The 24,380-nt window shown below is 65.8% G+C and carries 29 protein-coding genes and 2 pseudogenes; 23 read left to right on the top strand and 8 right to left on the bottom strand.

All coding sequences use genetic code 11. The annotated features are described in order from the left end of the window. The first annotated feature begins 333 nt into the window (after window positions 1-333). The 4 genes from rpsF to rplI all read left to right on the top strand — a co-directional run bounded on the left by rpsF (window position 334) and on the right by rplI (window position 2,130). Window positions 334-639 (top strand): 30S ribosomal protein S6, encoded by a 306-nt coding sequence (gene rpsF, locus ACQCSW_RS00850; protein ID WP_011693941.1) that lies wholly within the window; start codon window positions 334-336, stop codon window positions 637-639. Between the two features lie 73 nt (window positions 640-712). After that, entirely contained in the window at window positions 713-1,294 is a 582-nt protein-coding gene (locus ACQCSW_RS00845; protein WP_354251226.1) for a single-stranded DNA-binding protein, read from the top strand. A 126-nt stretch (window positions 1,295-1,420) separates the two neighbouring features. Then, entirely contained in the window at window positions 1,421-1,660 is a 240-nt protein-coding gene (rpsR, locus tag ACQCSW_RS00840; RefSeq protein ID WP_003800144.1) for a 30S ribosomal protein S18, read from the top strand. Window positions 1,661-1,677: 17 nt separating this feature from the next. After that, on the top strand, window positions 1,678-2,130 hold the full coding sequence (rplI, locus tag ACQCSW_RS00835; protein ID WP_111908353.1) for a 50S ribosomal protein L9: 453 nt from the start codon (window positions 1,678-1,680) through the stop codon (window positions 2,128-2,130). A 9-nt stretch (window positions 2,131-2,139) separates the two neighbouring features. Here the strand turns inward: rplI and ACQCSW_RS00830 are convergent, their stop codons facing one another. Further along, complete coding sequence (locus ACQCSW_RS00830) at window positions 2,140-2,643, bottom strand: DUF1801 domain-containing protein (protein ID WP_426989081.1); 504 nt, start codon at window positions 2,641-2,643, stop codon at window positions 2,140-2,142. Here ACQCSW_RS00830 and ACQCSW_RS00825 point away from each other — a divergent pair. The 4 genes and pseudogenes from ACQCSW_RS00825 to ACQCSW_RS00810 form a co-directional block, all read left to right on the top strand. Continuing rightward, window positions 2,572-2,892 (top strand): annotated as a pseudogene (locus ACQCSW_RS00825) (PhzF family phenazine biosynthesis protein); the annotation flags it as partial. The gene ACQCSW_RS00830 and the pseudogene ACQCSW_RS00825 sit on opposite strands and share 72 nt — an antisense overlap. A 189-nt stretch (window positions 2,893-3,081) precedes the next feature. After that, window positions 3,082-3,708, top strand: coding sequence for an FMN reductase (locus ACQCSW_RS00820; RefSeq protein ID WP_426989079.1), 627 nt, complete (start codon window positions 3,082-3,084; stop codon window positions 3,706-3,708). A 67-nt stretch (window positions 3,709-3,775) separates the two neighbouring features. Beyond that, a complete protein-coding gene (locus tag ACQCSW_RS00815; protein ID WP_426989077.1) occupies window positions 3,776-4,156 on the top strand; it encodes a zf-TFIIB domain-containing protein in 381 nt (126 codons plus the stop codon). Window positions 4,157-4,379: 223 nt separating this feature from the next. Then, window positions 4,380-4,737 (top strand): annotated as a pseudogene (locus ACQCSW_RS00810) (IS481 family transposase); the annotation flags it as partial. Between the two features lie 75 nt (window positions 4,738-4,812). Here the strand turns inward: ACQCSW_RS00810 and ACQCSW_RS00805 are convergent. Beyond that, window positions 4,813-5,508, bottom strand: a complete 696-nt coding sequence (locus tag ACQCSW_RS00805) for a DUF2071 domain-containing protein (RefSeq protein WP_426989075.1) — start codon at window positions 5,506-5,508, stop codon at window positions 4,813-4,815. Between ACQCSW_RS00805 and ACQCSW_RS00800 the strand changes: the two genes are divergently transcribed. The 8 genes from ACQCSW_RS00800 (at window position 5,407) to ACQCSW_RS00765 (ending at window position 13,070) form a co-directional block, all read left to right on the top strand. After that, window positions 5,407-6,342, top strand: coding sequence for a glycosyltransferase family 2 protein (locus tag ACQCSW_RS00800; RefSeq protein ID WP_426989073.1), 936 nt, complete (start codon window positions 5,407-5,409; stop codon window positions 6,340-6,342). The two genes, ACQCSW_RS00805 and ACQCSW_RS00800, sit on opposite strands and share 102 nt — an antisense overlap. 125 nt (window positions 6,343-6,467) lie before the next feature. Next, on the top strand, window positions 6,468-7,559 hold the full coding sequence (locus tag ACQCSW_RS00795) for a hypothetical protein (protein ID WP_426989071.1): 1,092 nt from the start codon (window positions 6,468-6,470) through the stop codon (window positions 7,557-7,559). A gap of 11 nt (window positions 7,560-7,570) precedes the next feature. Next, the gene (locus ACQCSW_RS00790; protein ID WP_426989069.1) at window positions 7,571-8,383 is read left to right on the top strand and encodes a glycosyltransferase; all 813 of its coding nucleotides are present in this window, start codon (window positions 7,571-7,573) and stop codon (window positions 8,381-8,383) included. Next, window positions 8,380-9,663, top strand: a complete 1,284-nt coding sequence (locus ACQCSW_RS00785) for a lipopolysaccharide biosynthesis protein (RefSeq protein ID WP_426989067.1) — start codon at window positions 8,380-8,382, stop codon at window positions 9,661-9,663. Before ACQCSW_RS00790 ends, ACQCSW_RS00785 begins: the two co-directional genes overlap by 4 nt. Further along, window positions 9,660-11,453: a glycosyltransferase gene (locus ACQCSW_RS00780; RefSeq protein WP_426989065.1), complete on the top strand. Its 1,794-nt coding sequence runs from the start codon at window positions 9,660-9,662 to the stop codon at window positions 11,451-11,453. Before ACQCSW_RS00785 ends, ACQCSW_RS00780 begins: the two co-directional genes overlap by 4 nt. Window positions 11,454-11,458: 5 nt before the next feature. Then, the gene (locus tag ACQCSW_RS00775; RefSeq protein WP_426989063.1) at window positions 11,459-11,821 is read left to right on the top strand and encodes a hypothetical protein; all 363 of its coding nucleotides are present in this window, start codon (window positions 11,459-11,461) and stop codon (window positions 11,819-11,821) included. Beyond that, complete coding sequence (locus ACQCSW_RS00770) at window positions 11,815-12,021, top strand: hypothetical protein (protein ID WP_426989061.1); 207 nt, start codon at window positions 11,815-11,817, stop codon at window positions 12,019-12,021. Before ACQCSW_RS00775 ends, ACQCSW_RS00770 begins: the two co-directional genes overlap by 7 nt. After that, the gene (locus tag ACQCSW_RS00765; RefSeq protein WP_426989059.1) at window positions 12,018-13,070 is read left to right on the top strand and encodes a hypothetical protein; all 1,053 of its coding nucleotides are present in this window, start codon (window positions 12,018-12,020) and stop codon (window positions 13,068-13,070) included. The genes ACQCSW_RS00770 and ACQCSW_RS00765 overlap by 4 nt, the downstream gene beginning before the upstream one ends. 95 nt (window positions 13,071-13,165) lie before the next feature. Here ACQCSW_RS00765 and ACQCSW_RS00760 read toward each other — a convergent pair whose 3' ends face one another. Both ACQCSW_RS00760 and ACQCSW_RS00755 read right to left on the bottom strand, forming a co-directional pair. Continuing rightward, on the bottom strand, window positions 13,166-13,738 hold the full coding sequence (locus ACQCSW_RS00760; protein ID WP_426989057.1) for a hypothetical protein: 573 nt from the start codon (window positions 13,736-13,738) through the stop codon (window positions 13,166-13,168). Between the two features lie 2 nt (window positions 13,739-13,740). Continuing rightward, window positions 13,741-14,196 carry a hypothetical protein gene (locus ACQCSW_RS00755; protein ID WP_426989055.1) on the bottom strand — a complete coding sequence of 152 codons (456 nt, stop codon included), beginning with the start codon at window positions 14,194-14,196 and terminating at the stop codon, window positions 13,741-13,743. 689 nt (window positions 14,197-14,885) lie between these two features. Here ACQCSW_RS00755 and dnaB point away from each other — a divergent pair. Next, on the top strand, window positions 14,886-16,268 hold the full coding sequence (gene dnaB, locus ACQCSW_RS00750) for a replicative DNA helicase (RefSeq protein WP_111908348.1): 1,383 nt from the start codon (window positions 14,886-14,888) through the stop codon (window positions 16,266-16,268). 59 nt (window positions 16,269-16,327) lie between these two features. On the opposite strand, the gene ACQCSW_RS00745 is transcribed toward dnaB, so the two are convergent. Then, on the bottom strand, window positions 16,328-17,296 hold the full coding sequence (locus ACQCSW_RS00745) for an acyl-CoA thioesterase (RefSeq protein WP_426989052.1): 969 nt from the start codon (window positions 17,294-17,296) through the stop codon (window positions 16,328-16,330). Window positions 17,297-17,379: 83 nt separating this feature from the next. Here ACQCSW_RS00745 and aztD point away from each other — a divergent pair, with 83 nt between their 5' ends. Then, window positions 17,380-18,702: a zinc metallochaperone AztD gene (gene aztD, locus ACQCSW_RS00740; protein WP_426989050.1), complete on the top strand. Its 1,323-nt coding sequence runs from the start codon at window positions 17,380-17,382 to the stop codon at window positions 18,700-18,702. Between the two features lie 96 nt (window positions 18,703-18,798). On the opposite strand, the gene ACQCSW_RS00735 is transcribed toward aztD, so the two are convergent. Next, window positions 18,799-19,233 carry a DoxX family protein gene (locus ACQCSW_RS00735; RefSeq protein WP_426989048.1) on the bottom strand — a complete coding sequence of 145 codons (435 nt, stop codon included), beginning with the start codon at window positions 19,231-19,233 and terminating at the stop codon, window positions 18,799-18,801. A 128-nt stretch (window positions 19,234-19,361) separates the two neighbouring features. On the opposite strand from ACQCSW_RS00735, the gene ACQCSW_RS00730 reads away from it, so the two are divergent. From ACQCSW_RS00730 to ACQCSW_RS00720, 3 genes are all read left to right on the top strand, one after another. Further along, window positions 19,362-20,714 (top strand): MATE family efflux transporter, encoded by a 1,353-nt coding sequence (locus ACQCSW_RS00730; RefSeq protein WP_426989046.1) that lies wholly within the window; start codon window positions 19,362-19,364, stop codon window positions 20,712-20,714. Window positions 20,715-20,739: 25 nt separating this feature from the next. Next, the gene (locus ACQCSW_RS00725; RefSeq protein ID WP_426989044.1) at window positions 20,740-21,330 is read left to right on the top strand and encodes a hypothetical protein; all 591 of its coding nucleotides are present in this window, start codon (window positions 20,740-20,742) and stop codon (window positions 21,328-21,330) included. A gap of 107 nt (window positions 21,331-21,437) precedes the next feature. Continuing rightward, window positions 21,438-21,809 (top strand): hypothetical protein, encoded by a 372-nt coding sequence (locus ACQCSW_RS00720; RefSeq protein ID WP_426989042.1) that lies wholly within the window; start codon window positions 21,438-21,440, stop codon window positions 21,807-21,809. 36 nt (window positions 21,810-21,845) lie between these two features. Here the strand turns inward: ACQCSW_RS00720 and ACQCSW_RS00715 are convergent, their stop codons facing one another. After that, window positions 21,846-22,391, bottom strand: coding sequence for a CGNR zinc finger domain-containing protein (locus ACQCSW_RS00715; RefSeq protein WP_426989040.1), 546 nt, complete (start codon window positions 22,389-22,391; stop codon window positions 21,846-21,848). A gap of 71 nt (window positions 22,392-22,462) precedes the next feature. On the opposite strand from ACQCSW_RS00715, the gene ACQCSW_RS00710 reads away from it, so the two are divergent. Beyond that, entirely contained in the window at window positions 22,463-23,485 is a 1,023-nt protein-coding gene (locus ACQCSW_RS00710) for an EamA family transporter (RefSeq protein ID WP_426989038.1), read from the top strand. Between the two features lie 137 nt (window positions 23,486-23,622). Here ACQCSW_RS00710 and ACQCSW_RS00705 read toward each other — a convergent pair whose 3' ends face one another. Further along, on the bottom strand, window positions 23,623-23,886 hold the full coding sequence (locus ACQCSW_RS00705) for a WXG100 family type VII secretion target (protein WP_111908407.1): 264 nt from the start codon (window positions 23,884-23,886) through the stop codon (window positions 23,623-23,625). A gap of 213 nt (window positions 23,887-24,099) precedes the next feature. Between ACQCSW_RS00705 and ACQCSW_RS00700 the strand changes: the two genes are divergently transcribed. Continuing rightward, complete coding sequence (locus tag ACQCSW_RS00700; RefSeq protein ID WP_426989036.1) at window positions 24,100-24,372, top strand: DUF2277 domain-containing protein; 273 nt, start codon at window positions 24,100-24,102, stop codon at window positions 24,370-24,372. Window positions 24,373-24,380: the final 8 nt, after the last annotated feature.

The following is a 24,380-nucleotide window of genomic DNA, read 5'->3' as shown; positions in this document are numbered from 1 at the left end:
CGGCTGCGTCCAGCCGCTTGTGCAGCTTTTTCAGGTCCGCCCATCGAGGCTAGACCACTCGCCCCGTCTGTGCTGGCTTTATCCACAGAAACCTGGCCAGCCCGCTTGTTGGGAAGTTTTCCACATACGCGCATCACGGCTTCCGCTCCGGGACCACGGCGCCTAGCCTTGAGTCAAGCGCGAATCGTCTATCCGGTCCAAATGCACTAAGATATTGAAGTCTGTGCTGCGCCCTGCCTCCGTTCTGTTGGCCGGGCATCGCACAGCATCGCAAATGAACCTCCTGTTACGGAAATGCCGTAACCGCTTAGCCCAAAGGAGGTGGGTTCACATATGCGTCCTTACGAATTGATGGTAATCATCGACCCCGAGGTCGAAGAGCGTACCGTTGAGCCGTCGCTTCAGAAGTTCCTGAACGTCATCACCAACGATGGTGGAACCATCGAAAAGGTTGACATCTGGGGCCGTCGTCGACTGGCTTACGAAATCAAGAAGAAGTCCGAAGGTATCTACGCCGTGGTGAACTTCACCGCCAAGCCGGACACCGCCAAGGAACTTGACCGCCAGCTGTCTCTTAACGAGACCATCATGCGCACCAAGATCACCCGCCCCGAAGAGCAGAAGGTTGTTGCTGAGTAATTTCAGCTCCGATCTTCATTCTTTACCCCGCAGGATCGAATTCTTCACCCAGGATCGAACAAGGAGGCAGTAGATGGCAGGCGAAACCACCATTACGGTCATCGGTAATCTCACCAATGACCCGGAATTGCGGTTCACACCGTCAGGTTCGGCAGTAGCGAACTTCACCATCGCTTCCACCCCGCGCACCTTTGACCGCCAGTCCAATGAGTGGAAGGACGGGGAAACCCTGTTCCTCCGCGCAGCGGTCTGGCGTGAAGCAGCCGAGAACGTCGCCGAGTCCCTCACCAAGGGCATGCGCGTGATCGTTTCCGGCCGTTTGAAGAGCCGTTCCTACGAAACAAAAGAAGGCGAAAAGCGCACCGTTATCGAGCTCGAAGTCGATGAAATCGGCCCGAGCCTGCGTTATGCCAATGCCAAGGTCAACCGCACCCAGCGCTCCGGCGGTCAGGGTGGTCAGGGTGGCTTCGGCGGCGGCAACAGCGGCGGTGGCTTCGGAGGCGGCAACTCTGGTGGAAACCAGGGCGGCAACTCCGGTGGAAGCTTCGGTGGCGGCAACCAGCCGGCTGCACAGGAGGATCCCTGGGCAACGCCCGGTGTCTCCAACGCAGGCGGCGGCTGGGGCAATGGCCCCGATTCCGAACCTCCCTTCTAACCAATCATTTAGGCCCGACGCCGGGACCGCCGAGGTGCCGCAAGGCACTTGACGTGACTGCCGCCGTCGGACCACCACCATCCCGTGGATCAACATCCACGGGCTCCATAGAATAGGAGCTCCACGATGGCTAAGGCTGAACTCCGTAAGCCCAAACCAAAGTCCAACCCCTTGAAGGCCGCTGACATCACTGTCATCGACTACAAGGACGTAGCATTGCTGCGCAAGTTCATCTCCGACCGCGGAAAGATCCGCGCCCGTCGCGTCACTGGCGTCACGGTACAGGAACAGCGCAAAATCGCCCAGGCAATCAAGAACGCCCGCGAAGTTGCACTGCTGCCTTACTCCGGCGCTGGCCGCGGTTAGGGAAGGGATTAACTAACATGGCAAAGCTCATTCTGACCCACGAAGTAACCGGTCTCGGTGCTGCTGGCGACGTTGTCGAGGTCAAGGACGGTTACGCACGTAACTACCTGCTGCCCCGCAACTTCGCCCTGACCTGGTCCAAGGGTGGCGAGAAGCAGGTTGAGTCCATCAAGGCTGCCCGCGCCGCCCGCGAGCACGCTTCCCTGGAAGATGCTCAGAAGCAGGCCGCTGCACTCTCCGCCAAGCCGGTCAAGCTCGTCGTCAAGGCTGGCGAGACCGGACGCCTGTTCGGCACCGTCAAGCAGGCCGACGTCGCCGACGCTGTTGAGGCCGCTGGCCTTGGCCGCATCGACAAGCGCAAGGTTGAACTGCCGACTCACATCAAGTCGGTTGGTTCCTACCAGGCCAACGTCCGTCTTCACGCTGACGTTGCCGCTGTGATCGAACTCAACGTAGTCGCAGGTAAGTAGCCTTTCCGGTTACGCAGCCTTAAACTGCACGAAAACCCCGTTGCCGTCACCGGCAGCGGGGTTTTCTGTGCCTCGCGCCGAGGTCAGGGCTGGTGCAGCCGTGACGTGGCCGTAGCCCGTGCGTACCATCTCGGCCAGGACTTCGCGGTCCACGTCGTCGAGCTTGTTGATGTAGAGGCAGGCCACTCCGGTCTTGTGCTTGCCGAGCTGCGGGAGCAGATGGCCCGCGTCGGGCCCGTACAGTGCGAGGTTCGCCTTGCACGATGAGAAGCCCACGGCGGCGGCATCCGCTTCGCGGCCGCTTTCGTACCGGTAGTGATAGCTGCCGAATCCCACGATGCTCGGCCCCCGCATAACGGCTTCCTGCCGGGTAGTCTCCCACCCCGCGGCAGGCGTGTCAGCCAGGCCGCTCGGGGTGATAGCCAGCGGCGGTGAGCCAGAATCCTTCTCCCGCGCCGCCGTCGTCCGTTCACCCAGGTGGACGTCTTCACGGACGAACCCTACCGGGGCCATCCGCTCGCAGTGGTTGGTGATGCCGTAGGCCTCAGCGCGGAACAGATGCAGCGTTTCGCCAACTGGACGAACCTCTCAGAGACCGCTTTCCTCCTGCCTCCGACGCATCCCGATGCCGACTACCGGGTCCGCATTTTCACCGGCCACGAGGAGTTCCCCTTTGCCGGGCATCCCACGATGGGGTCGGCGCACGCGTGGCTCGATGCCGGTGGCGTCCCGAAGCAGGACGAGGTCCTGGTCCAGGAATGCGCGGGGCCGGGCGGGGCGCATCCACGTGAATGCTGTCAGTGAAGACGTCTGGGTGGGCGGCAGTTCCACCACGTGCATCAGCGGCACGGTGGTGCTCTAGCGCCCGTGGAATAAAGGCGGACAGCCACCGGTTACCCAGGTACATGCAAATACATGTAACATAGGCTGTACCGAACCTCAGGAGTCCACGTGGAAACCCGCCGCATCACCGTACTGTCCGCCGGCCTGGGCGTGCCGTCCTCGAGCAGGCTGCTTGCCGACCAGCTCGCCGCAGCCGCAGAGCACCGCCTCGCAGATGCCGGTTTCGAGGTGACGGTTGAGGTCGTTGAGCTCCGGGACCTCGCGGTGGACATCGCCAACAACTTTGTCACCGGCTATGCGGCCCCGCGCCTGGCGGATGTCATTGCCGGCGTGAAGGCTTCCGATGGCATCATTGCCGTCAGCCCGGTGTTCAGCGCCTCCTACAGCGGCCTGTTCAAGTCCTTCATTGACGTCCTGGACCCCAAGTCCCTGGACGGGAAGGCTGTCCTGCTGGGCGCCACCGGCGGTACGGACCGCCACCAGATGGTTCTCGAGTACGCGATGCGCCCGCTGTTCAGCTACCTGCGCACCAGGATAGCCGCTACGGCCGTTTTCGCTGGCCCCCAGGACTGGGGAAATACGGACGACGGCGGCTCGCCCCTATCGTCGCGGATCGACCGTGCGGCGACCGAGTTTGCCGCCCTCCTGGCGGGGGAGCAGTCCGGCCGCAAGCCGGCGGCCTTGGCGTCCCTGCCGTTCGAGCAGCTCCTAGCGGGCATTTCCGGCGGACGCTAAGGCGCGGCCGTCCGTCCCGGGCCTCCGGCTGCCGAACGATTCGGTCTCCCCGGTCGTTGACCGGAACATGAAGTGTCCTGTGGATTCAATTGACCTGATCATGAGCGAACGCAGCGGCGTCGAGATCGATTACTGCCCGCAGTGCCGTGGCGTCTGGCTGGACCGCGGGGAGCTGGACAAGATCATCGACCGCGCCAACGATGCCATGGGTGGCAGCGCTCCGACGCCGCCGCGCCCGGCGGCCGCGGCGCCTGTCCCTGCTCCGGTTCCGCCCCCGCTGTATCCGGACTTTGAACCCCGCCGCGAGCAGCCCCGGTTCGACCAGCCGCGCTACGAGCAGCCGCGTTACGCCGACCGGAAGTATGACAAGCCGGGGTATGACCGCGACTACGACCGCCGTCGTCCCAAAAAGAAGGAAGGCTGGCTGGGAGACCTCTTCGACTTCTAGCCGCCGGACGGAGCGCTGTGCCCTGGTCGGCTGCGTGCCCAAGGTGTAGTGCCCACGCAGGTTATGAACAGCGTGGCGTGATGTAAAGGGCGAGAGCCTCCGGTATCGATTTGGGTCACCACACTCATCTCGACGCCAGGAGGCTCTCGTGTCCTACGTTACCCATGCCAATGCCGACCTGACACCAAAAGGCCAGGGGAAAACTTGCCCGGTTGGTTATCGAGCAGAAGGCGGCGGACACCGCTCCCTGGGACGGGCCGCAGGCAGAAAGAACCGCCGGGCCGGGGCCGGCTACGCCTACCTGCACCCCGCCGTGGATGAGCACCTAAGGCTGGCCTACTCCGAAATCCTCAACGATGAGAAGAAGGAAACTGCCACAGCGTTCTGGCTCCGCGCCGCAGCCTTCTTCGCCGCACACGGAATCACCGTCAAAGCCGGTCCTACGCCTGGCCCTACACATCAGAAGCCGAACGGGGAGCCGCTTACCCGGACTGGCTACATCAGTACAGTCACCACAGGCCCATACCGGCATCGGAGGTAAAACTCCCATCAGCCGCGTTCATAACCTATGTGGGAACTACACCTTAGGTCACCGGCGGTTGGCCGAGGCTGCTCACCAGCCTTGGCCGTCCGTACTTGGTCCGCACTCCGGGGGATTACAGGACCGATTCAGGCGGTCCGCTCGCGCTGATACCGGCAGACGCAAACAGTTCATCCTTCAGATGGTGCAGCTTGGCAGTGCACAGCGGCCACGGTTTATGGGTGTTTGGAATGTAGATGCTCCGTCCCCGGAACGTGCCGTGCATTCCAAACGTCGCCGTGAGAAAGACCGATAACGGGTCGTCGACGGTGGCATCTGATTGGGGTACGACGGTACTCCGTGCTCCTTGCCTGAGACGCCTGACCGAGTATCCGGCGGCTTCAACGTCTGGCGAGTCCGGCCGGGGTTGGGAATAGCGGATTCGCGACCACACGTAGGGAATTTCCGCTGCTCGCGCTGCCAGGACGACGGGCAGCCGGTTCCTGTCCAAGCTCAGGAAGACCACGCCCCTGGTTCCATCGGGTCCCCGTGAGTAGAGGCGCACGTTGACCTCACTGAAGCTGCCCAGGTACGGAATCCCGGGGCCGCGTCCGATTCCGGCGTTCTGTATGCGGAAACCGATAAGCCCTACCCACGAACTGCTGTCGAAGAGGTCCGGTTGCACTCCGGGCGGCATGAAACGAGCAGCTGCGTTTTCCGGGATGCGCCAATGCAGGAATATGGCGTCGGTCCAGCGCTGGTCCATGATGGCGGGCGGTGGCAGTTCAGGCGGATCGGGCCAAAGGGACTCGGCGTTCGAGCGTTGATCCATAGCCAAGCCTTCTCACAGCGGGAGGGGTACCCCCTCTACCGAATAAGTCCCCCAATGCACCTAACAGATCACTCGGCGTTGCCACCTCCACCCCTAGCTCTGGCGGAGCACGAAATTCCCTACGTAGGACGCGATATAGAAGCGAGTACTCGCTACTGGTGTTTACCTAGCCGGGCAGGCCATACGCTATTGGCCAAAGCTCTCTACAAACGCCATGAAGTGGTGAGGCATTTGTCTATTTCCACCCAGTCCCCAATTTCGTTCTCCAAGCCGGCGGCAGAGCCGGAGAGAGCGTCCATAAGCGTCGTTATCCCAACTTTGAACGAGGCCAAAAACGTCCCTTGGGTCCTTCGGCGTATGCCTTTATACGTGGACGAGGTCGTGATTGTTGACGGTCGTTCCAGGGACAATACCGTTGGGGTGGCGCGGGCACTCCGCCGGGATATCGTGGTGCTGGACGAGCAGCGTAAGGACAAAGGTGTCGCGCTATGGTCAGGATTTGCTGCAGCAACGGGCGACATCATCGTCATGCTGGACGCTGATGGAAGCATGGATCCCCAGGAAATTGGCTGGTTCGTTTCTCCACTCCAGCATGACTATGACTTCGTCAAGGGTTCCCGATACGTCACCGGAGGGGGGTCGGAGGACCTGCCTTGGCTGCGGCGTACAGGAAACCGTGCGCTGACCGGGCTGGCCAACGCGGTTCTGCACAGCAACTACTCGGACCTTTGCTACGGCTACATCGCTTTCCGGCGGAGTATCTGGAAGTTCTGCAGCCGGAATCCGACGGACACCGATCCGAAAAGCGTTCTTCCCGTAATGAGCGTGGCCTGACATGACATACGTTCCTTCCCTGCGCGGTCGCGTCGCCACCGGTCCACTCGCCACCACCGCCACCGCGACGACACGGCCGACACCGTCCACACCATCCGACGACACCACCCAGACAGGGGACTAGCATGCACACCGAGCAGACCAAGGCACTGCACTTCGACATCCACGGCCGCGTCACGGTCCGCGTCGAGGCAAAGGCGCCGGCAGCGACCCAGCTCCAGAGCATGTTGGCGTGTTTCGCTACCGACACAGAACGGCCAGCTGACATCGTCGTCGATGACCGCCCGGAGCCGATGCCGGAAGCGGGTCTGGTTGAGCACGAGCTCGCGTACACGGGGAACAGTGTGCGTTTCCAAGCCGATCGGGTCCAGGTCGTGAGGGACGGAGAGCAGTGGCGCATTCACGGGCCGGGCGAGCTGTTGACCTCCGTGGTTCCTGTTCTCGATGCCGCCATGGTCGGTCGGGGAGCCGGCATGATTCACGCGGCAACGATGGCGTACCGGGGCCACGCGATCGCGCTTCCCGCCGCTGGAGGGACCGGTAAGACAAGCACAGCTGCCAAGCTGATGCGGCGCGAGGGGTGGTCGTTCATGGGCGACGACTGGGCCTTCCTCGCCGAGGACGCCACGCTGCTCGGCTACGCGAAGCCGATGTTCATCAAACCGCACCACCGGGACATCTACCCGCACCTGTTCGAAGGTGTCCGGAAGCCCCTGGTTCCCTCAGTGCTCTCGCAGAGCGTCGGCCGCCTGACCACTGTGGTGCACCCGTACGTTATCCGTTATCCGCGCCTTGCGGACTTCTCCCGCCGATGGTCGCCGGAGCACCGCATGGTCGAGGCGGGGACCGCGTTCCCGGGACGGGAAGTGACCACCTCGGCCCCGCTCGCGGCCGCCATTTACATCGAGCGCTTCGAGGGCACCCGGTCTCGGATGGTCGAGCGGACCACCGATTGGATGGTCGACCGCATGATCGGCAACTTCCACATCGAGATGGCGGGCTTCTCGCAGCGGGTCGTGACCGGCCTGGCGGCTACGTCCGTCGTCCCGTGGCGCGAGCACTTCGCGGCGAAGGGGGTCGTGCTGAGCAAAGCGCTCGACGGACGGCCCTGCCACCTGCTGCAGGTACCCTCCGCATACACGGCGGATGAGGCGTCGGACGACATAGTCCGGTATCTGGAGCAGTTGCTGCCGTCCGTCCTCGACGAGCAGGCCTGAGGGCGGACACGGTGGGTCACAGTCCTGCCGAGGTCACCGCGGTCGTTCCGGCCCGCAACGCGGAGCGCATGCTTCCGCGCTGCCTGGAGAGCCTGAGTCAGTCCGGTGTTGCCGAGATCATCGTGGTGGACGGATGCTCCACCGACGGCACCGTCGGGCTCGCCCTCGCGGCCGGTGCCCGGGTCCTGAGTGACGAGGGCCGCGGCCTGCCATGGGCTCGAACGCTCGGTGTGCGGAGCAGCAGCACCCGTTGGGTCCTGCTCGTCGACTCCGATGTCGTGTTCGGGCTCACGGGGGTCGCCGACCTGCTCACGGAGCTGGTCGAGGGTGGCCACGACGCCCTTCAGGCCGGTCTGGAGAGTGTCGGCGGACCGGGCTACTGGGGGCAGGCGCTCGCACATCACCATCGCACCGGCCGCAGTCGCCTCTGGTTCGGGCTCGTGGCGACGCTCGTCGACCGGGACCTGATGCTGGGCGTGGGTTTCGACGACTCGTTCAAGTCGGGGGAGGACATCGAGCTGCGTTGGCGGATGCGGCAGTCAGGGCTGCGAACGGCGGTGTCACGCAGGGTCGTCGTCGAACATCGTTTCGCCGCGGACGACTTCGAGTTCGCGTGCGACCAGTTCCTCATGGACGGAACAGGACTGGGACGGATGATCCGCAAGCACGGCTGGCGCGGGGCGCGGTTAATGCTGCTGCCCGCCGCCGCGGCGGTCCGGGGCAGCGCCTTGAGCCTCGCCCAGGGCCAGCCTCGGTGGCTGCGCTACTACCTCGCCTTCTTTTGGTACAACTACGCGGGCATGGCGAGGGGTCTCGCGTCGTGAAGGCTGAGCGCGGGACCGCTGTGCCGGACGCCTCGACCGTCCGGCACTCCGCCCTGCGCAGCTCCCTCGGCCTCGTCCTGGGCAAGGCCGCCCAGACGGGCGCGGGTTTTGCCTTCTGGGTCGTGGCCGCGCGCGCTACGTCCGACCGTGAGGTCGGGCTCACCACGGCCGCGGTCTCGGCGGTGATGATCTGCACGCAGCTCGCGGTGCTGGGCGCCGGGTCGGCCGTGATCGTCTCGGTGGGGAGAGGGGAGCCGCCCTCGCGGGTGCTGGATGCGGCGTTCGCCATCGTGGGGGTTGCCGGCACCGGGCTGGCCCTCGGCTACCTCGTGCTGCAGTCGGCCGTGGCTCCGGACACGGCCTCGGCATCTGTTCTCTTCTGGCTCACGTTCCTCGTGGCTGCCGTCACCGGCACCCTTGTCATCGTGCTGGACCAGGCGCTCGTGGCGTTGGGACGCGGCGCCAGTGCGACCTTGAGGTACGCGTTGGGCGGCGGGGTTTCACTGGGTGCTGCAGCGCTCGTGGCGTGGCGGGCACACGGCGCCTCCGCCGACGTGCTGATGGTCTGCTGGACCCTCGGTACGACCGTAGCGTGCGTCGTCGGTGCGGTCCAGCTGCGACGACTGGTCGGCTACCGGCCGCGACCGTCCTTGCGCTTGGCGAGGGGCCGTCCACTGCTGGCGGTGGGCCTTCCGAACCAACTCCTCACCCTCACCGAGCGCGCTCCCGGGCTGTTGCTGCCGCTCCTGCTCGCGCACACGGTGGCGCCGGAGGCCGCTGCCTACTGGTATCCCGCATGGATGATGGCTTGGGCCGCCTACACCGCTCCGATGCTGATAGGCATTGTCCAGTTCTCCGAGGGTGTCCGCGACCCGGACCGGCTGGTGTCGACCACCTGGGCGGGTCTCCGTTGGTCGCTCGCGGTCGGAGGTCTTGCTGCCGTCATCCTCGTCGTCCTCGCTCGCCCGCTGCTCAGTCTGCTGGGGGAGCGGTATGCCGACTCGTCCGCCGACGCGCTGCGGTTGTTGGCAGCCGGACTGGTGGGGTACGCGGTGCTGCAGGCCTACAACGCCGTGTGCCGAGCCCGCGGTCGCTACGCTGAGGCAATCGTGGTCGGCGTGACGCTCGGAACCGCCCTCTGCGTCTCAGCGCTGTCGGTCGCCGACAGGGGCGCCACCGCCATGGCGCTTGCGTGGCTGGTGGTGCTCTCCATCGGGGCCGCGGGGGTCGGCCTCCGCCTGCTCGCCGTCCTCCGGCGCGTCAGGAAGGACACGCGATGACCAGCGAGCTCGAAGTGACCAGCCGCACCGGGGGACGCTGGAAGCCCCGTGACGTGTGGTGCGCACTGGCGGGCGTCGTGTCGCTGGCGCTTGCCGCAGGGGCCGCCTCCACGGTGTCCGTGCCCGTGAACAGCGACCTGGGGCTCGTCGCCGTGCTGCCCTACCCGTTCTGGGCGGGGGTCCTGCTTCTGAACATCGCCTTCGTCGTGGCGCTGCGGGGAGATGCCTCGGGCCCGGCGCGCCGCCCGGTCATGATGTGGCTCGTCGTGGTGCTTGTGCTCGTGCTGTTCGGCACCGCAGCCTTCGTGACGGACGTACCGCGGGGTGAGGTCGCGTTCCGTCATCTCGGCATCGCCGACGCCCTCGCGCGCACCCAGGGGATCGACCCGGATATCGACGCGTACTTCAACTGGCCGGGTTTCTTCGCCCTCCTGGCGACGGCGCTCCGGGCGACCGGTCTGGACCCGGTGGCCGTTGCCCTGTGGGCACCGGTGATAGACATGGGACTGTGGCTCACTGCCCTGGGCGTGGTAACGGGCTACCTGACGCGCGATCCGCGACGGCGCTGGCTCGTGCTCTGGCTCTTCTGCCTCGGCAACTGGCAGGATCAGGACTACCTTTCTCCCCAGGCCTTCGGCTTCTTCCTGTACCTCGTCGTGGTCGCGCTGGTCCTCGGCCCGTTGGCAGCGCGGCCTCCCCAAATCCACGGCTTCCGACGCACCGACTTTGCGGCCTGGTGGCGAGGGCGGTCGCCCTCCGAGCCCCGGCCCGGGCTACGGGTGAGCGCCCTCGCGGTGACCCTCTTGCTCGTCACGGTCATCTGCGCGAGCCATCAGCTGACTCCATTCATGGTGCTCATCGCCCTCACCGCTCTTACCCTGAGCGGACGTGTCTGGCCCAGCCGCCTGCCGCTGATCACCGCGGTCGTGCTGGCGCTCTGGCTCGTCTACCCGGCGAGTGCATACCTGATCGGGCACCCACCCCTTGCGGACGCAGGCCTGCAGGCCGCGACCGAGGCGAACGTCGTCGACCGCGTGAGCGGGACCGCTGGGCACGTGCTTGCGGTACAGGTCCGGATGGCTCTCACCCTTGTGTTGTGGGCGCTCGCCGCGGCAGGGGCCGTGCGCGACCGGCGCAGAGGGCGTCTCGACATTAGGGTGGTCCTCCTCGCTGTCACCCCACTGCTGCTCTTCCCCGCGCAGTCGTACGGCGGGGAGATGCTTATCCGCGTCTCGCTGTTCGCCCTGCCCTTCATTGCCGTGCAGGCGAGCTCGGTCCTGCTCCCCGTGGAGGGCAGCACACGCCCCTCCTACCTCGCCGCGGGGGGCCTTGTGCTCACCTGCTGCCTGCTGGCCGTGATGACCGTGACGGCCCGGTTCGGGAACGCCCAATATGACGTTTTCACTGACGGTGAGATGGCCGCCGTCGCCGCCGTGCGTGGTCTCGCGCCCCCCGGATCTGCGATCATCTCGGCTGCCCACCCGACGCCGTGGCGCAGCGAGGCTTACCTCGAAAACCGGTACCGGACGATTGAGGACCTGTGCAAGTCCGACTTGTCGGCGGTGGCGTGCGGCCCATTTGTCTACGACTATGCCCGGCACAACGCTGCTGGTGCCGTCGTGCTGCTCACGCGCTCGTCGGAGGCGAGCCTCGTAGTCAAGGGCGCCATCAGCGAGCGCGGCTTCGCCGAGCTGGAGGAGTGGCTGAGCGCGAAGGCCGGCGTGGAGCTCGCGTTCAGCAACGCCGACGCACGGGCGTACCGGGTGGCGCCGTTCGGGGCAGCGCCATGAGCTCCATGAGCGGCGTCAGCCGGCCCACGGTGGCGCTCGGTCTCGCGGCCGTCGCGCTGTCGCTGGTGACGCTCGTCGGGCTGCCGACACCGCTGCAGGCCGTCGCCGCTACAGCCGTCCTCGTCCTGCTCCCGGGGCAGGCACTGGCCCGACTCACCCCGGTGACCGACCTCGCGCTCGGCACGCTGCTCGTCCTGGCGCTCGGCCTCGCCTCGCTCACGGCGGTGTCCACGGCGATGTTCTACCTCGCTGTGTGGTCGTGGCAGGCGTGCGTGGTCACGATGGGCGTCATCACCGTCCTCGCATGCATGGTCCGCGCTCGGCAGGAGGTTGCCATGGCCCGCGCACGGCAGGAGGCACCGTGTTGATCAATCTGGCGGGGCTGCTCGCGGCTGCCGTCCTGCTCGTCACCCTCGTCTCTCTGGAGATCCGGCGCGCCGGAGCAGACACCGGGCAGCGCACACGCCCGAGGGTCCTCGGCCGTACGGTGAGCGGAAGGGTCGTCGCCGTCATATGGACGGTCTACCTGCTACTCTTCCTTCCACGAGTGCTGGGCCTGCTCACGTGAGCGGCGCGGCGCGGTGGTGGCTCCTCAGCGACCTCCACCTGGGCGTGTCGGACGACGACGCCCGGCGCCCCGGCAGAATGCTGGCTGAGTTCCTGCGCCGCGAGGTGCTCGCAGCCTCCGGTCCTCAGCAGCACGTCGCCTTCGTCGGTGACACGTTCGAGCTGGTCGGGTTCGCCGAGGACAAGAGCCTGGCCCGGCTCGAGTCCATCCTCGCCCGCCACCTCGACACGTTCAGGGCGCTGGAGGCGTGTGCGGCGCGCGGTGTGCAGCTGCACTTCGTGTGCGGCAACCACGACGTGGAGCTGGCCCGGCCCTCGGTTGCCGCCCGCCTGTCGGCGTTGCTGTCACCCGTCGAACCCACGCGGGTCCGGGTGCACCCGTGGTTCCTGCACGTGCCCCACGTGCTCGTGGCCGAGCACGGGCACCAGCACCACGCGCTGCACCGGATGCCCGAGGTGCTCCGCGCGGCGGTCAACGGCACCGACGAGCTGGACCTACCACCGCTCGCCGCCTGGAACGCCGATCCGTCGAGGTCGCGCCTGAGCCGTGCCGGGGCCGTTGCCCGGGCCTGCCTGGCGTCCGAGCGGGCGGAACGCCGCATCCGGGAGCCCGCGTACGACGAGCTGTTGCAGACCGAGTCACTGCGGCTCGCGCTCGACGGGGTGGCCGTTCGGGACCTGGCGCGCCTGTCCCGGTTCCGGACGGTGTCGGCGCTCCCGGTCGCCGCGACCCGCATTGTGCTCGCGGCCGCCGGGCACAGAGTCGCCGACGAGGAGGCTCCTGCTGCAGCGGGCCGGTTCGCACGTACCCTCGAGGCGCACGGTTCCGGGGTGGCCTGGTACGTCTCGGGCCACACCCACCGGGCCCTCGAGTCGGCGCTCGAGGCGTGCCCCACTCGGTACGTCAACACCGGCACGTGGTGTTCGGACGTCCGCGGTCGGGGACCTGACCAGTCGGACCGTCGGGCGTTCCCGTACGCCGTGGTCGACGTCGCCCGCGACGGCGCCACCAGCGGCGGGCTGCGGTACTGGCGTCCGGACGGTGGCTGAGCCGTACCGGTGTCAGCGCACCGGACGGGCGGGCTGCACGCGCGCGTGCAAGGACGCGTGCAGGGAATGGGGCGGCGGGCCGCCGGTCATATCGTCTAATCGTCCAGGAGGGCGATGAACTCGCGTGCCTGCTTCAGGGAGATGTCCGAGTGCCTGGTCAGGGCAGTGGCGGCGCCTTCGGTGTCGCCACTGCGCGCCAGCGTGCGGATGCGGCCGTAGATCTCGTCGTTGAGCATGTTGCTGCTGACCTCACGCGTCACGTCGCCCTTGCTGGCAATGGCGCGGTAGCGGTAGGGGAACCGCTGGGGCGTGTCGTCGTCGTCGGGCTCTGCCTCCGCCGCTTCAGCCGCAGGGCTGCGGTAGCTCTGCGGATGGGCGGCCAACGCCCCCACCGCGTCCCGGGATGCCCGCAGGCCGTCTCCTGTGGCCTCGTAGTACAGCTTGATGGCCGCCATCGCCTGTCCCTGGGCAATGAGCGCGTACAACCTGCGGTGCTGGTCCTCAGAGAGCTTGGCGGCGGCCAGGCGGGCCACCTCAACCGGATCCGGCGCCGGGGCGGTTCCGGCCTGCTTGAACGCCGCCTGCCGCCTGCTGACCGCCCGGGCTGCCAGTGCGACTCCGGCGGCCACGACCGCGAGGATAATAACGGGGATCACGAGCGATTCCATTTCTAAAGCCGATCTACATACTTTTTGGCTGTCGCCAGGTCCGTTTGGGTTGCCTGGCGGAGGAGTTTGATGGCCTGGATCTTGTGTCCGTCGTGCGCCATCGTCTGCAACTGCATGGCCAGCTGAGGGTCCAGAGAGCCGCCGGGCAGCGCCGCGTAGCCATACTGACCGGCACCCGCTCCGGACTGCCCTCGCCGTGCTGCCCGGGCATGGTCTTCCTGCTGCGACTGCTGCTGTTCGTTCTGGCTGGGCCGGGTGTTGGCTTCGAGGCGGGCACGCACGGCTGTGGCCACCCGCACCTGCTCGGCATAGTGCTCCGCAGAGCGCCTGGCCAGGTCCTGCTGGTACTTCTCGGCGTCGGAGGTCCCGGAATCACGCGGTCTGAGGGCTGTCGTGAGTGCCCAAATTATTGCCGCCAACACGCCGGCCGGCAGAAACACCATCAGTACGTCGCCCATAGTCAGAGCTTATGCCAGATGCCCGTTATCCACAGCACATTCCTGCCGTTGCATACAGCCGATTTGCCGTGGCGTCAAAATATGCCGGGCGGTGTGGGTCTCATCACCTTGGGGGCATGAATCGGCGGTTGAGGCGCTTGGAAAGGCAGATCTTTCAACAGCGCCGCGCCGCAAGCTGTGGATGAAGGTTAGGAAAAAAAGAATTTAGTCCACATCCTCGACGAACGTTTTCGCAGGTCAGACGCTTGTATGCGGCAAAAGTTTTTTTGTTTCCACAGGTTCACCCACAGGCTGTGCACAAGCTATGCCCATTAGTGCACAGGTTGTCCACAGCCCTCCGGGCTTGTGGGCTTGGACGCTGGGGCGGTTGCGGCTACCGTTGCGGGATACCTGCTTTTGGGGCGCTATGACGCTGTCGCGGACATGTGCTTTCGCCGCAGTGGAGGCCCTTGGTCCAGCCGCTGCGGCGCATTCTGTGGATAACTTGCGGAGCATGGGGATAACTCCCACGCGCGTTGAACAGACTCCAAGTTGCGCAGACTTCAATCGGGCCCGCCGGACTTCATTGTCGGTGGCCGCTGATAGACCTGAACGTATGCCGTCCCGTGGAGGTCCCGCAGGAGGGCATCCGGCAGGTAAATGACTTACTCGCCGCATCATGACGCGGCACACTACGGAGGACGGCAGTTTTGTCAGTAACGCACCTGGACTCGATCGAGGGTACCCGCGGATCAGAAGGCAGCCGTAAGCCACCCCAGGACATTCCCGCCGAGCAGTCCGTCCTCGGCGGCATGATGCTGTCCAAGGACGCCATCGCGGACGTTGTGGAAATCCTCCGCGGCCAGGACTTCTACCGGCCTGCGCACGAGACCATCTACGAGGCGATCATCGACCTCTACGGCCGCGGCGAGCCAGCAGATGCCGTCACCGTCTCGGACGAACTGACCAAGCGCGCGGAGATCAACAGGATCGGCGGCCCCGCCTACCTGCACGAGCTCATCCAGACCGTCCCTACGGCCGCCAATGCCGGCTACTACGCCGAAATCGTGGCAGAGCGCGCCATTCTGCGCCGGCTCGTCAACGCGGGCACCAAGATCGTCCAGCTGGGATACGGTTCCGACGGCGAGGTGGAGGACCTGGTCAACCAGGCGCAGGCCGAGGTTTACGCCGTGGCGGAGCGGCGCACAGCAGAGGACTATGTGGTCCTCAAGGACGTCATGGAATCCACGGTGGACGAGATCGAAGCGTCCGGACACCGCGGGGAAGGCATGACCGGTGTGCCCACGGGGTTCTACGAACTCGATGAACTCACCCATGGACTGCACCCGGGACAGATGATCGTCATCGCCGCCCGCCCGGCAGTTGGTAAGTCCACGTTTGCCCTGGACTTCGCCCGCTCGGCGGCCATCAAAAACAACCTGGCCACGGTCATGTTCTCGCTCGAAATGGGCCGGAACGAAATCGCCATGCGCCTGTTGTCCGCCGAAGCAACCATCGGCCTGCAGGACCTCCGCAAGGGCACCATCAAGGACGAGCAATGGTCCAAGATCGCCACCACCATGGGCCGGATGAATGATGCCCCGCTCTTCATCGATGACAGCCCGAACATGTCGCTGATGGAAATCAGGGCCAAGTGCCGCCGCCTCAAGCAGCAGCATGACCTGAAGCTCGTGATCCTGGATTACCTGCAGCTCATGAGCTCCGGCAAGAAAGTGGAGTCACGCCAGCAGGAAGTCTCCGAGTTCTCCCGTGCGCTCAAGCTGCTGGCCAAGGAACTCCAGGTCCCGGTCATCGCCCTGTCACAGCTCAACCGTGGCTCCGAGCAGCGCCAGGACAAGCGGCCCATGGTCTCTGACCTCCGTGAATCCGGCTCCATCGAGCAGGATGCGGACATGGTCATCCTGCTGCACCGTGAGGACGTCTATGACAAGGAATCCCCGCGTGCGGGCGAGGCGGACATCCTGATCGCCAAGCACCGTAACGGCCCCACCAAGGACATTGTGGTGGCATTCCAGGGCCACTACTCGCGCTTCGCCAACATGGCGGCCGACGCCGGAGGCAGCGGCTTCTAGGCCCGTTCCCGCATGGGCTGGCTGGCTCAGCCCTGCCCCAGCAGGTGGTTCCCGCTGGCTTAGCCCTGCCCCAGCAGGTGGTTGGGCAGCCGGTTCCCCGGAGCGGTCCCACGGATCTCGAGCAGTTCGCGGGCGTGGGCATGGAGCCGCTCGTCCTCTGCCGAGACCGGCACCCAGCCGGGGATGGGCACCGAGTTGCCGTCGGCGTCGCGCGCCACCATCACTGTGAGGCAATACGTGGTGAGGTTCAGTTCCGTGCCCTTCGGATCGCCGGAGCGCACGTGTACGGCGATGTGCATGCCTTTGGTCCCGGTGTAGACCAGCCTGGCCTCGACCTCCACCACATGGCCGATCAGCAGGGGCCGGTAGAAGCGCACGCCGCCGGAGAATACCGCCACCGTGTCCATTCCGCAGTACCTGGATGCGCAGACATAGGCGGCTTCGTCGATCCACTTCATAACGATTCCGCCGTGCACTTTCCCGCCCCAGTTCACGTCCGTGGGGGCGGCCATGAACCGCAGCGTCACGCGTTCGGCGGTCCCGGCGTCGGTATATTCCTGGGCGTTCATGGCTTCGACGATCCGTTCACGGACCTTGATCCGTGCAAGGGCGTGGTCGCGCTGTTCGATCTCCGCTGCCGTGACCGGTTCGAACTGTTTGACGGGTATCGGCTTGCCGTTGTCGCCGACCGCCACGAAGATCACCATGCACTGGCTGCGCATCGTGGCGGGGCCGCCCTTGGGATCGCCTGAGGAGACGACGGTCCGGATGTGCATGGAGGAGCGTCCCGTGTAGACGATGGTAGCCTCCACCTCCACCATGTCGCCGCTGTTCACCGGGTCCGCGAAGTGGATGTTGCCCACGTAGGCGGTGACGCAGTAGGACTTGGCCCAGCCCACGGCGGCAGCGTACGCAGCCTTGTCCACCCATTCGAGGACGGTCCCCGCATCCACCGAGCCGCTGTGGCCCACATCCGTGGGGGCAGCCAGGAAGCGGAGGGTTACGGAATTGGCCGCGGTCTCAGTCATGCTGCGATCTTACTGAGATGTCGCATTACCGGAGGGACGGGACTGACTCATAGTCACAAATTAGAATGAGTATCATTAGCAGCATGCTCAAATCTCAACCCAAGTTCCCCTTCCCCCAACGACACCCCCGGACGTTCCCGGCGGTGCTCGCGGCTTCCGCACTTCTCCTCTCGGCGTGCGGGGGAGAGCCCGGCACCGACGCTGGACCCTCACCAACGACAAACACGAATTCGGCCGGCAGTACCACCGCCGAAGGCAGCGAGGCAAAAGAGTCCCAGGCGCCAGTCCCGCGGCTGATCCTGACCCACGATGCAGGTATTACGGTTCTTGACGCCAAAACACTGCGGACGGTGGGGGAAGCGCCCTTGGAGGGATTCAACCGTCTCAGTCCGGCAGGCGACGGCCGGCACGTCCTGGTGTCCACCGGAGATTCCTTCCGCGTCTTTGACGCCGGCGTGTGGACTGGGGCGCATGGCGACCATGGACACTCCTATGTGGCCGCACCGCGGCTGATGGACCGGGCGTTCCGCGCCAACAAGGCCGGCCATGTGGTCAACCCCGGCGGGCAGACGGTTCTCTTCAATGACGGGTCGGGCAAGGTGGAAATATTTGATCCGGCCGCGCTGACGGACGCACTCAAGACCGGCCTGCCCGCGACCAGCACCTACACCGCGCCGGCAGCCCATCATGGCGTGGCTGTGCAGCTGGAGGATGGCAAGCTGCTGGTCACGCTTGGCAACGAGGAAGGCCGCAACGGCCTGGCGCTGCTGAGCGCGCCGGACGGTGACGGCGGGCAGGGACGCAGTGAGCTGCTCCGCAGCGAGGATTGCCCCGGCGTGCATGGCGAGGCCGTGGCAGGCAGTGAAACCGTTGTGGTGGGTTGTGAGGACGGCATGCTGGTCTACCGGGACGGTGCCTTCACCAAGGTTGCAAGCCCTGCCCCCTATGGCCGCATGGGCAACCAGGCCGGAAGCCCCGCCTCCCCGGTGATCCTCGGCGACTACAAGGTGGACAGGGATGCCGACCTTGAGCGGCCCACTCGGATCTCACTGGTCAACACTGACACCCGGGCGCTGCAGCTGGTGGACCTGGGCACCAGCTATTCCTTCCGCTCCCTGGGCCGCGGTCCGGCCGGCGAGGCCCTGGTGCTGGGCACGGACGGGGCGCTCCATGTCATTGATCCGACGACGGGCGAGGTCACCGCTGCCATTTCCGTGGTTGGCGCCTGGACGGAGCCGGATGCCTGGCAGGATTCCCGCCCCACCCTGTTTGTCCAGGGTTCAACGGCCTACGTCACGGAGCCGGCCACCTCCACCATCCACGCCGTTGACCTGAACGCGGGAAAGGTGGTCAAGAGCGCCGTCCTGGAACGCGCCGCCAACGAACTGACCGGAGTTACCGGCTGACGTTCTGCCGACTAAGGACGTTAAAGCCCGACGGCGGACCGGCACCTTGGTGCCTGTCCGCCGTCGGGCTTTGCGTTTACTTTGTGAGAGTCCGCCTTACGCGAGGACTGCCAGTTTGGAGCCCTTGCGGCCGAACAGGACGCGGTCCACTGACACACGGCCAGCTCCGGTGAGTGCGAGTGCCAGGGCGGCAGCGCCCAGGAGCAGCACCAGTTCGTACCCGCCCTTGTCAGCGAAGACTCCTGCCGAGGCGTGCACCAGGAAGAGGGCGCCGATCATGTTTACAGCCAGCAGGGCAGCCACCACGCGGGTGAGTGCGCCCAGGATGAGGGCAATGCCGCCGGCAAGTTCGAGGCCTGCAATGAGGGGTGCTGACACGTTGGCTGCGGGCACACCCATCTGGGCGAACGCGGCCTGGGTGCCGGCGATGGTCCATTCGTTGAACTTCTGCCAGCCGTGGGCGGCGAAGAGGAAGCCAAGGATGACGCGCAGGACGGTGATGGCGGTGGTGGTAAGGCGTGACTGATTCATAAATCGAGTCTCCTCGATCATTAGTTGAAGTGTCAACTAACCGCCCGTCATAGTGTCCTTTGTCATGACTTCCGGTGTTACGGAAGCAGAGCCGCCAGGTGGTCGGTGCCGGCCGTTAGGCTGAAACTGTGCCCAACCAATCCGCCCCGGCTGCCGTGCAGCGTCCCGCCAGCCATGCCCGGGAAATCCTGCGGCTCGCCGTGCCGGCGTTCGGCGCTCTGATCGCCGAACCGCTGTTCCTGCTCGCGGATTCGGCCATCGTGGGCCATCTTGGCGTGGCCCAGCTGGCCGGCGTGGGGCTCGCCTCCGCCGTACTGCACACCGCCGTCGGCCTGATGGTCTTCCTCGCCTACTCCACCACCCCGGCGGTGGCCCGCGCGATGGGACACGGCCAGTTGGGCAAGGCACTCGCCGCAGGGCGCGACGGCGTCTGGCTGGCACTCCTGTTGGGCATAGTGCTGGCGGTGGCCGGATTCTGGGCCGCTGAACCGCTGGTGTCCCTGATGGGCGCTGAGGGTGCCGTGCGTTCATTCGCTGTTGACTATCTGCGCTGGTCCATGCCCGGCCTGGTGGCAATGCTGCTCATATTTGCGGGCACGGGCGTCCTCCGCGGATTGCAGGACACCAGGACACCGCTGCTCGTGGCCACCGCAGGCTTCGCCCTGAATATTGTCCTTAACCTGTGGCTGGTCTACGGGCTGGACTGGTCCGTTGCGGGCTCGGCGGCAGGCACCAGCGTGGCGCAATGGGCCATGGCGGCCGTCTATCTGGTGACTGTCCAGCGAAATGCTGCCCGGCACGGCATCAGCCTCTGGCCCGACTGGAGCGGTATCCGCGCGATGACCCGGATCGGTTCGTGGCTCATGCTCCGCACGCTGAGCCTGCGTATTGCCATCCTGGCCACGGTTTTTGTGGTCACGGGGCAGGGTGCCGTCAACCTGGCGGCGCACCAGCTGGCCATGACCATCTTCTCGTTCCTCGCTTTTGCCCTCGATGCCCTTGCCATCGCCGCCCAGGCCCTGATCGGCAAGGAACTGGGCGCATCCAACCCCGTCAGGGCGCGGCACCTGACCCGGACAATGATCCGCTGGGGTGTCGGATTCGGCGTGGTTACGGGAGCCCTGCTGGCCGTCGCTGCGCCCTGGGCGGGGGCGCTGTTCACTTCCGACGCCGGCGTCCAGTCCGTGCTGACATACGCCCTGTGGATCCTGGCCGCCGGTCAGCCCGTTGCCGGTTATGTTTTTGTCCTGGACGGGGTGCTGATCGGCGCCGGCGACGCCAAGTACCTGGCGCTGGCGGGCGTGGTCAACCTCGCCGCCTACGTCCCCATGCTCGTGGCCGTTGCCGTCTCCGGCATGTCCGCAGCTGCAGGCCTCGTTTGGCTGTGGGCCGCCTTTGCGCTGGGCTATATGGCCGCCCGGGCTGTGACGCTGGGCCTGCGCGCCCGGTCGGACCGCTGGATGGTGCTGGGTTCGCCATAGGGCCGGCGGCCACTAAACTGGACCGGTGAACCAACCATTGACACCCACAGATGCTCCCGCAGGCACCGCCCAGCAGGCAGGCCCGTGGAAGCCGGTACTGCTCCGGGCCATGGCCGCACTGGTGTTCGGTGCCGTGACCATTTTCTGGGCCGGACCATCGGTCCAGGTCATGGGCTGGTCCGGCGGGCTGTATCTGCTGGTCACGGGCCTGCTGGTGCTCTGGGCCATCCCGAAGACCGGCTACCCGCGTGACCGCATGCCCGGCAAAATCCTCTCCGCCGCAGGGGCCGCCCTGGCAGGCGCAGGTGTTGCCTTGGTGCTGCTTCACGGGGACCGCGTCTTCGGCGTCGTCGCGGCGGTGGGACTTGGCCTGGCCGGGGCGGCTGAGCTGTACTGCGGAATCCGGTATCGCGGCCGGCACATGCTGGCCCGCGACTGGCTGGCCTCGGGCGTCATCGGCCTGGGTACTGCGGCCTTCCTGCCCTTTTTCATTAGCCTCGGAGCCCATGCCCTGCTTGGCGTCGCCGGCGGCGGGGCCATCATCTCCGGTGTGCTGTGGGTCGTGTCCGGGCTGACGCTCAGGCACGATTCCCGGCCCGCCTCCGCGAAGCCGTAAACTAGAAGCAAAAGGTTCTACCCGGCGTAGAAAACACGCCCGGAACAACCCCCGTACACATTCGAACCAGCACGCCCGTCCGGCATGGCTGTAGGAGAGGAACTATCTTGGCAGACCAGAAACCAGGAAAACCGCGCAATCTGCGGACCTCGGTGAAGGGGCCGCTGATGTTCTCTGCGTTCTGGGCCGTCGTCGCCTTCGTCGCGGTGCTGATCTTCGCCTCCGGCGGCAGCTCGAAGACCCCGCGGTTCGACCTCGCCTTCACGGGCGCCGGCATCGCGTTCATCGTCACGCTGGTGATCGCCGCCATGCTGGCCATGAGCCACAAGGAGAACGCCGAACACCTGGGCAAGGGATCCGGCGTCAACCTGAGTTCAGCGCGGAAGCCGTCGCATGGATTCGGGGGACACGGCCCAAGCCAGGCCAGCGGCGCCCCTGAGTCTCCGGACGCTGACAGTCCCGGCACCAGCGACTCCTAGCCCGCCTGCTCCTCGCGCGCCGGGCCCGGCCCTGGCTCAGCGAACCGTAGCCTGCCGCGCGCGGTACGCTGCCACGTGCGCGCGGTTGGCGCAGTTCCCGGTGTCGCAATACCGTTTGGACCGGTTGCGGCTGAGGTCCAAGACCATGGCATCGCAGTCCTCGGCCTCGCACACCAGCAGGCGGTCCATCTCCTTGCTCCGGATGACGTCCACCAGGGCCATGGCAGCTTCAGTGCCCATGCGCTCTGCCAGCGGCGCGTCCCTGGCAGTGGCGTGCAGATGCCAGTCCCACTCATCGTGTTTCATCAGCTGGGGGAGTGCGTTCGCCTCGCGCAACAGGCGGTTGACGCCCGCCACGGCAGAGTCTTCGTCTGCAGTCCACAGGGCGGCAAGCCGGCTGCGCAGTTCGTGGACACTTGCCACTTCCGCTGCGTCGCCGGCGCGGGATCCACTGAACCCTTCGGACTGAAGGAAGTGATCCAGGTCCGCCACCGTGGCGAGTGATTCATGGCCGTTGGCGGCGGTGTTGATCAGGTTGACCACGGTGCGCAGAGCTATTTCGGTGTCAGGGGCAAAGACCATCTTGACTCCTTACTGGGGCTGGGCGTAGGGTCAGGACCATTACCCTACTTTACTCCTGACAGGAGGCGTCGGTGACTGCCGCCCCTAACCCCGCAGCCGCGGGCGGATTCCTTGGCTCCGGTCTTGGAATCGCGTTGTTCTCTTCTGCTGTCTTCGGGCTCTCCGGCTCATTCGCCAAGGCGCTCCTGGAAACCGGCTGGTCCCCGGGCGCTGCCGTGACGGCCCGCCTGACCGGTGCTGCGCTGATTCTCGCCATTCCTGCGATTCTGGCATTGCGCGGACGGTGGTACCAGCTGCGCGACAACTGGGTCACCATCGGCCTTTTCGGCCTGATCGGTGTGGCCGCGTGCCAGCTGTTCTACTTCAACGCCGTAGCCCGCCTTTCCGTGGGCGTAGCGCTGTTGCTTGAATACCTGGCTCCCGTCCTCATCGTGCTTTGGCTATGGGGAGCCAGCAGGAAGCGGCCACGGGCGTTGACCTTCGGCGGAACAGTGCTGTCCCTCGGCGGCCTGGTCCTCGTGCTGGACCTCACCGGAACGGTCAAGATCGACATTGTCGGGGTCCTGTGGGGGATGGCCGCTGCCGTATGCCTTGCCATCTACTTCTTCATCACGGCCAAGGAGAATGATTCCCTGCCGCCCATCGTCCTTGCGTCCGTCGGGCTGCTGGTGGGGGCAGCCGTCATGTGGCTGGCGGCCGCCACGGGACTGCTTCCCATGGCCTTCAGCACCGCGGATACCAGGCTTGGCCCCTGGATCACGCCCTGGTGGGTCTCCTTGGGTGGCCTGGTCATTCTGGCAACAGTCCTGGCGTACGTTTCCGGCATTGTCGCTGCCCGCGCCCTTGGCTCCAAAGTTGCGTCCTTCGTCTCGCTGACCGAGGTGCTGTTCGCCGTGATCTGGGCATGGCTGCTTCTGGGTGAGCTGCCCGGCGCCATCCAACTCCTGGGCGGCGTCCTCATTGTCGGCGGGGTGGTTCTGGTTAGGCTGGACGAGCTGCGGTCCGGTACAGCTTCAGCCGCCGGTGCAACGCCAGCTACTGGCGGGACGCCCGCCCCGCTGGACCACGCGAACGACGTCGAACCTGTGCCCTGATTGCCGGCTGTCCTGACCTGAAGGACAGCTGCCTTGCCCTGACGGACAGGTGCCATAACCCGCTGGCACAGCCGTTAAATGCCGCGGGGGCCCGGACACTGTGCTGTGTCCGGGCCCCCGCGTCAGAGCTTCTGCGGTTAGCGTGAAGCCTGGTCCTGCTCGTTGGCGTTCTTGGTGGCCTTCTGGCCGGCATCCTTCAGCGCCTGGATGACCTGGTTCAGCGCCGCGGTGTGCGTGCCTGACCATTCGCCGCGGAAGTGGGTGGCGTCAGGGCCTTCCCAGTTGGTGCTGTCCAGCACGCGGGACAGGTTGGACCTCTGCTGCTCGATCTCGCCAGCACCGGCCTGCAGCTTGCTGCCAAGAGTCCTGAGCTGCTCTACATCTGCGCCCCAAATAGCCATGAGTTTTCTCCTCGTTGTCTTGGATCCGATCCAGATCGGCATCCCCAGCGGCCCCCGGCTGATCCGGAAGATCCATTACCTAGAACCTATCCCGGCCCCAAAACACTGTCGATGGGCACCGCTGCCCATGCACCACTCCCCATGGGCGCGGGACCCGCATCCAGTACAGGGCTGGGGGTCGATCCGAGGCGTTCCAGAGCCTAGCATGGCTGTATGTGCCGGAATATCCGAACCCTCCACAATTACGAACCGCACGCAACCTCTGAGGAAGTGCATGCTGCCGCGCTGCAGTATGTGCGCAAGGTCAGCGGCAGCGCCAAGCCGTCCAAGGCCAACGAAGACGCCTTCGAAGCGGCGGTGCACGAGATCGCCCACATCACCCAGCACCTGTTGGATTCGCTGGTCACCCACTCTCCCGCCAAACACCGGGACGAAGAGGCCGCCAAGGCGAAGGCCCGCGCGGCGGTGCGCTTCGGCACCGCCTGAGGACCTGT

This window comes from Pseudarthrobacter sp. Y6 (assembly GCF_050156205.1).
Taxonomy (GTDB): Bacteria; Actinomycetota; Actinomycetes; order Actinomycetales; family Micrococcaceae; genus Arthrobacter.
This window is presented reverse-complemented; position numbering and strand designations above follow the sequence as displayed.

Excerpts from the sequence above, each read along its gene's own strand:
- rpsF (WP_011693941.1), top strand. The coding sequence starts at position 334 with ATGCGTCCTTACGAATTGATGGTAATCATCGACCCCGAGGTCGAAGAG.
- ACQCSW_RS00845 (WP_354251226.1), top strand. The coding sequence starts at position 713 with ATGGCAGGCGAAACCACCATTACGGTCATCGGTAATCTCACCAATGAC.
- rpsR (WP_003800144.1), top strand. The coding sequence starts at position 1,421 with ATGGCTAAGGCTGAACTCCGTAAGCCCAAACCAAAGTCCAACCCCTTG.
- rplI (WP_111908353.1), top strand. The coding sequence starts at position 1,678 with ATGGCAAAGCTCATTCTGACCCACGAAGTAACCGGTCTCGGTGCTGCT.
- ACQCSW_RS00830 (WP_426989081.1), bottom strand. The coding sequence starts at position 2,643 with ATGGCCCCGGTAGGGTTCGTCCGTGAAGACGTCCACCTGGGTGAACGG.
- ACQCSW_RS00815 (WP_426989077.1), top strand. The coding sequence starts at position 3,776 with ATGAAGTGTCCTGTGGATTCAATTGACCTGATCATGAGCGAACGCAGC.
- ACQCSW_RS00800 (WP_426989073.1), top strand. The coding sequence starts at position 5,407 with ATGCAGGAATATGGCGTCGGTCCAGCGCTGGTCCATGATGGCGGGCGG.
- ACQCSW_RS00805 (WP_426989075.1), bottom strand. The coding sequence starts at position 5,508 with ATGGATCAACGCTCGAACGCCGAGTCCCTTTGGCCCGATCCGCCTGAA.
- ACQCSW_RS00795 (WP_426989071.1), top strand. The coding sequence starts at position 6,468 with ATGCACACCGAGCAGACCAAGGCACTGCACTTCGACATCCACGGCCGC.
- ACQCSW_RS00780 (WP_426989065.1), top strand. The coding sequence starts at position 9,660 with ATGACCAGCGAGCTCGAAGTGACCAGCCGCACCGGGGGACGCTGGAAG.
- ACQCSW_RS00775 (WP_426989063.1), top strand. The coding sequence starts at position 11,459 with ATGAGCGGCGTCAGCCGGCCCACGGTGGCGCTCGGTCTCGCGGCCGTC.
- ACQCSW_RS00760 (WP_426989057.1), bottom strand. The coding sequence starts at position 13,738 with ATGGAATCGCTCGTGATCCCCGTTATTATCCTCGCGGTCGTGGCCGCC.
- ACQCSW_RS00755 (WP_426989055.1), bottom strand. The coding sequence starts at position 14,196 with ATGGGCGACGTACTGATGGTGTTTCTGCCGGCCGGCGTGTTGGCGGCA.
- ACQCSW_RS00745 (WP_426989052.1), bottom strand. The coding sequence starts at position 17,296 with ATGACTGAGACCGCGGCCAATTCCGTAACCCTCCGCTTCCTGGCTGCC.
- aztD (WP_426989050.1), top strand. The coding sequence starts at position 17,380 with ATGCTCAAATCTCAACCCAAGTTCCCCTTCCCCCAACGACACCCCCGG.
- ACQCSW_RS00735 (WP_426989048.1), bottom strand. The coding sequence starts at position 19,233 with ATGAATCAGTCACGCCTTACCACCACCGCCATCACCGTCCTGCGCGTC.
- ACQCSW_RS00715 (WP_426989040.1), bottom strand. The coding sequence starts at position 22,391 with ATGGTCTTTGCCCCTGACACCGAAATAGCTCTGCGCACCGTGGTCAAC.
- ACQCSW_RS00705 (WP_111908407.1), bottom strand. The coding sequence starts at position 23,886 with ATGGCTATTTGGGGCGCAGATGTAGAGCAGCTCAGGACTCTTGGCAGC.
- ACQCSW_RS00700 (WP_426989036.1), top strand. The coding sequence starts at position 24,100 with ATGTGCCGGAATATCCGAACCCTCCACAATTACGAACCGCACGCAACC.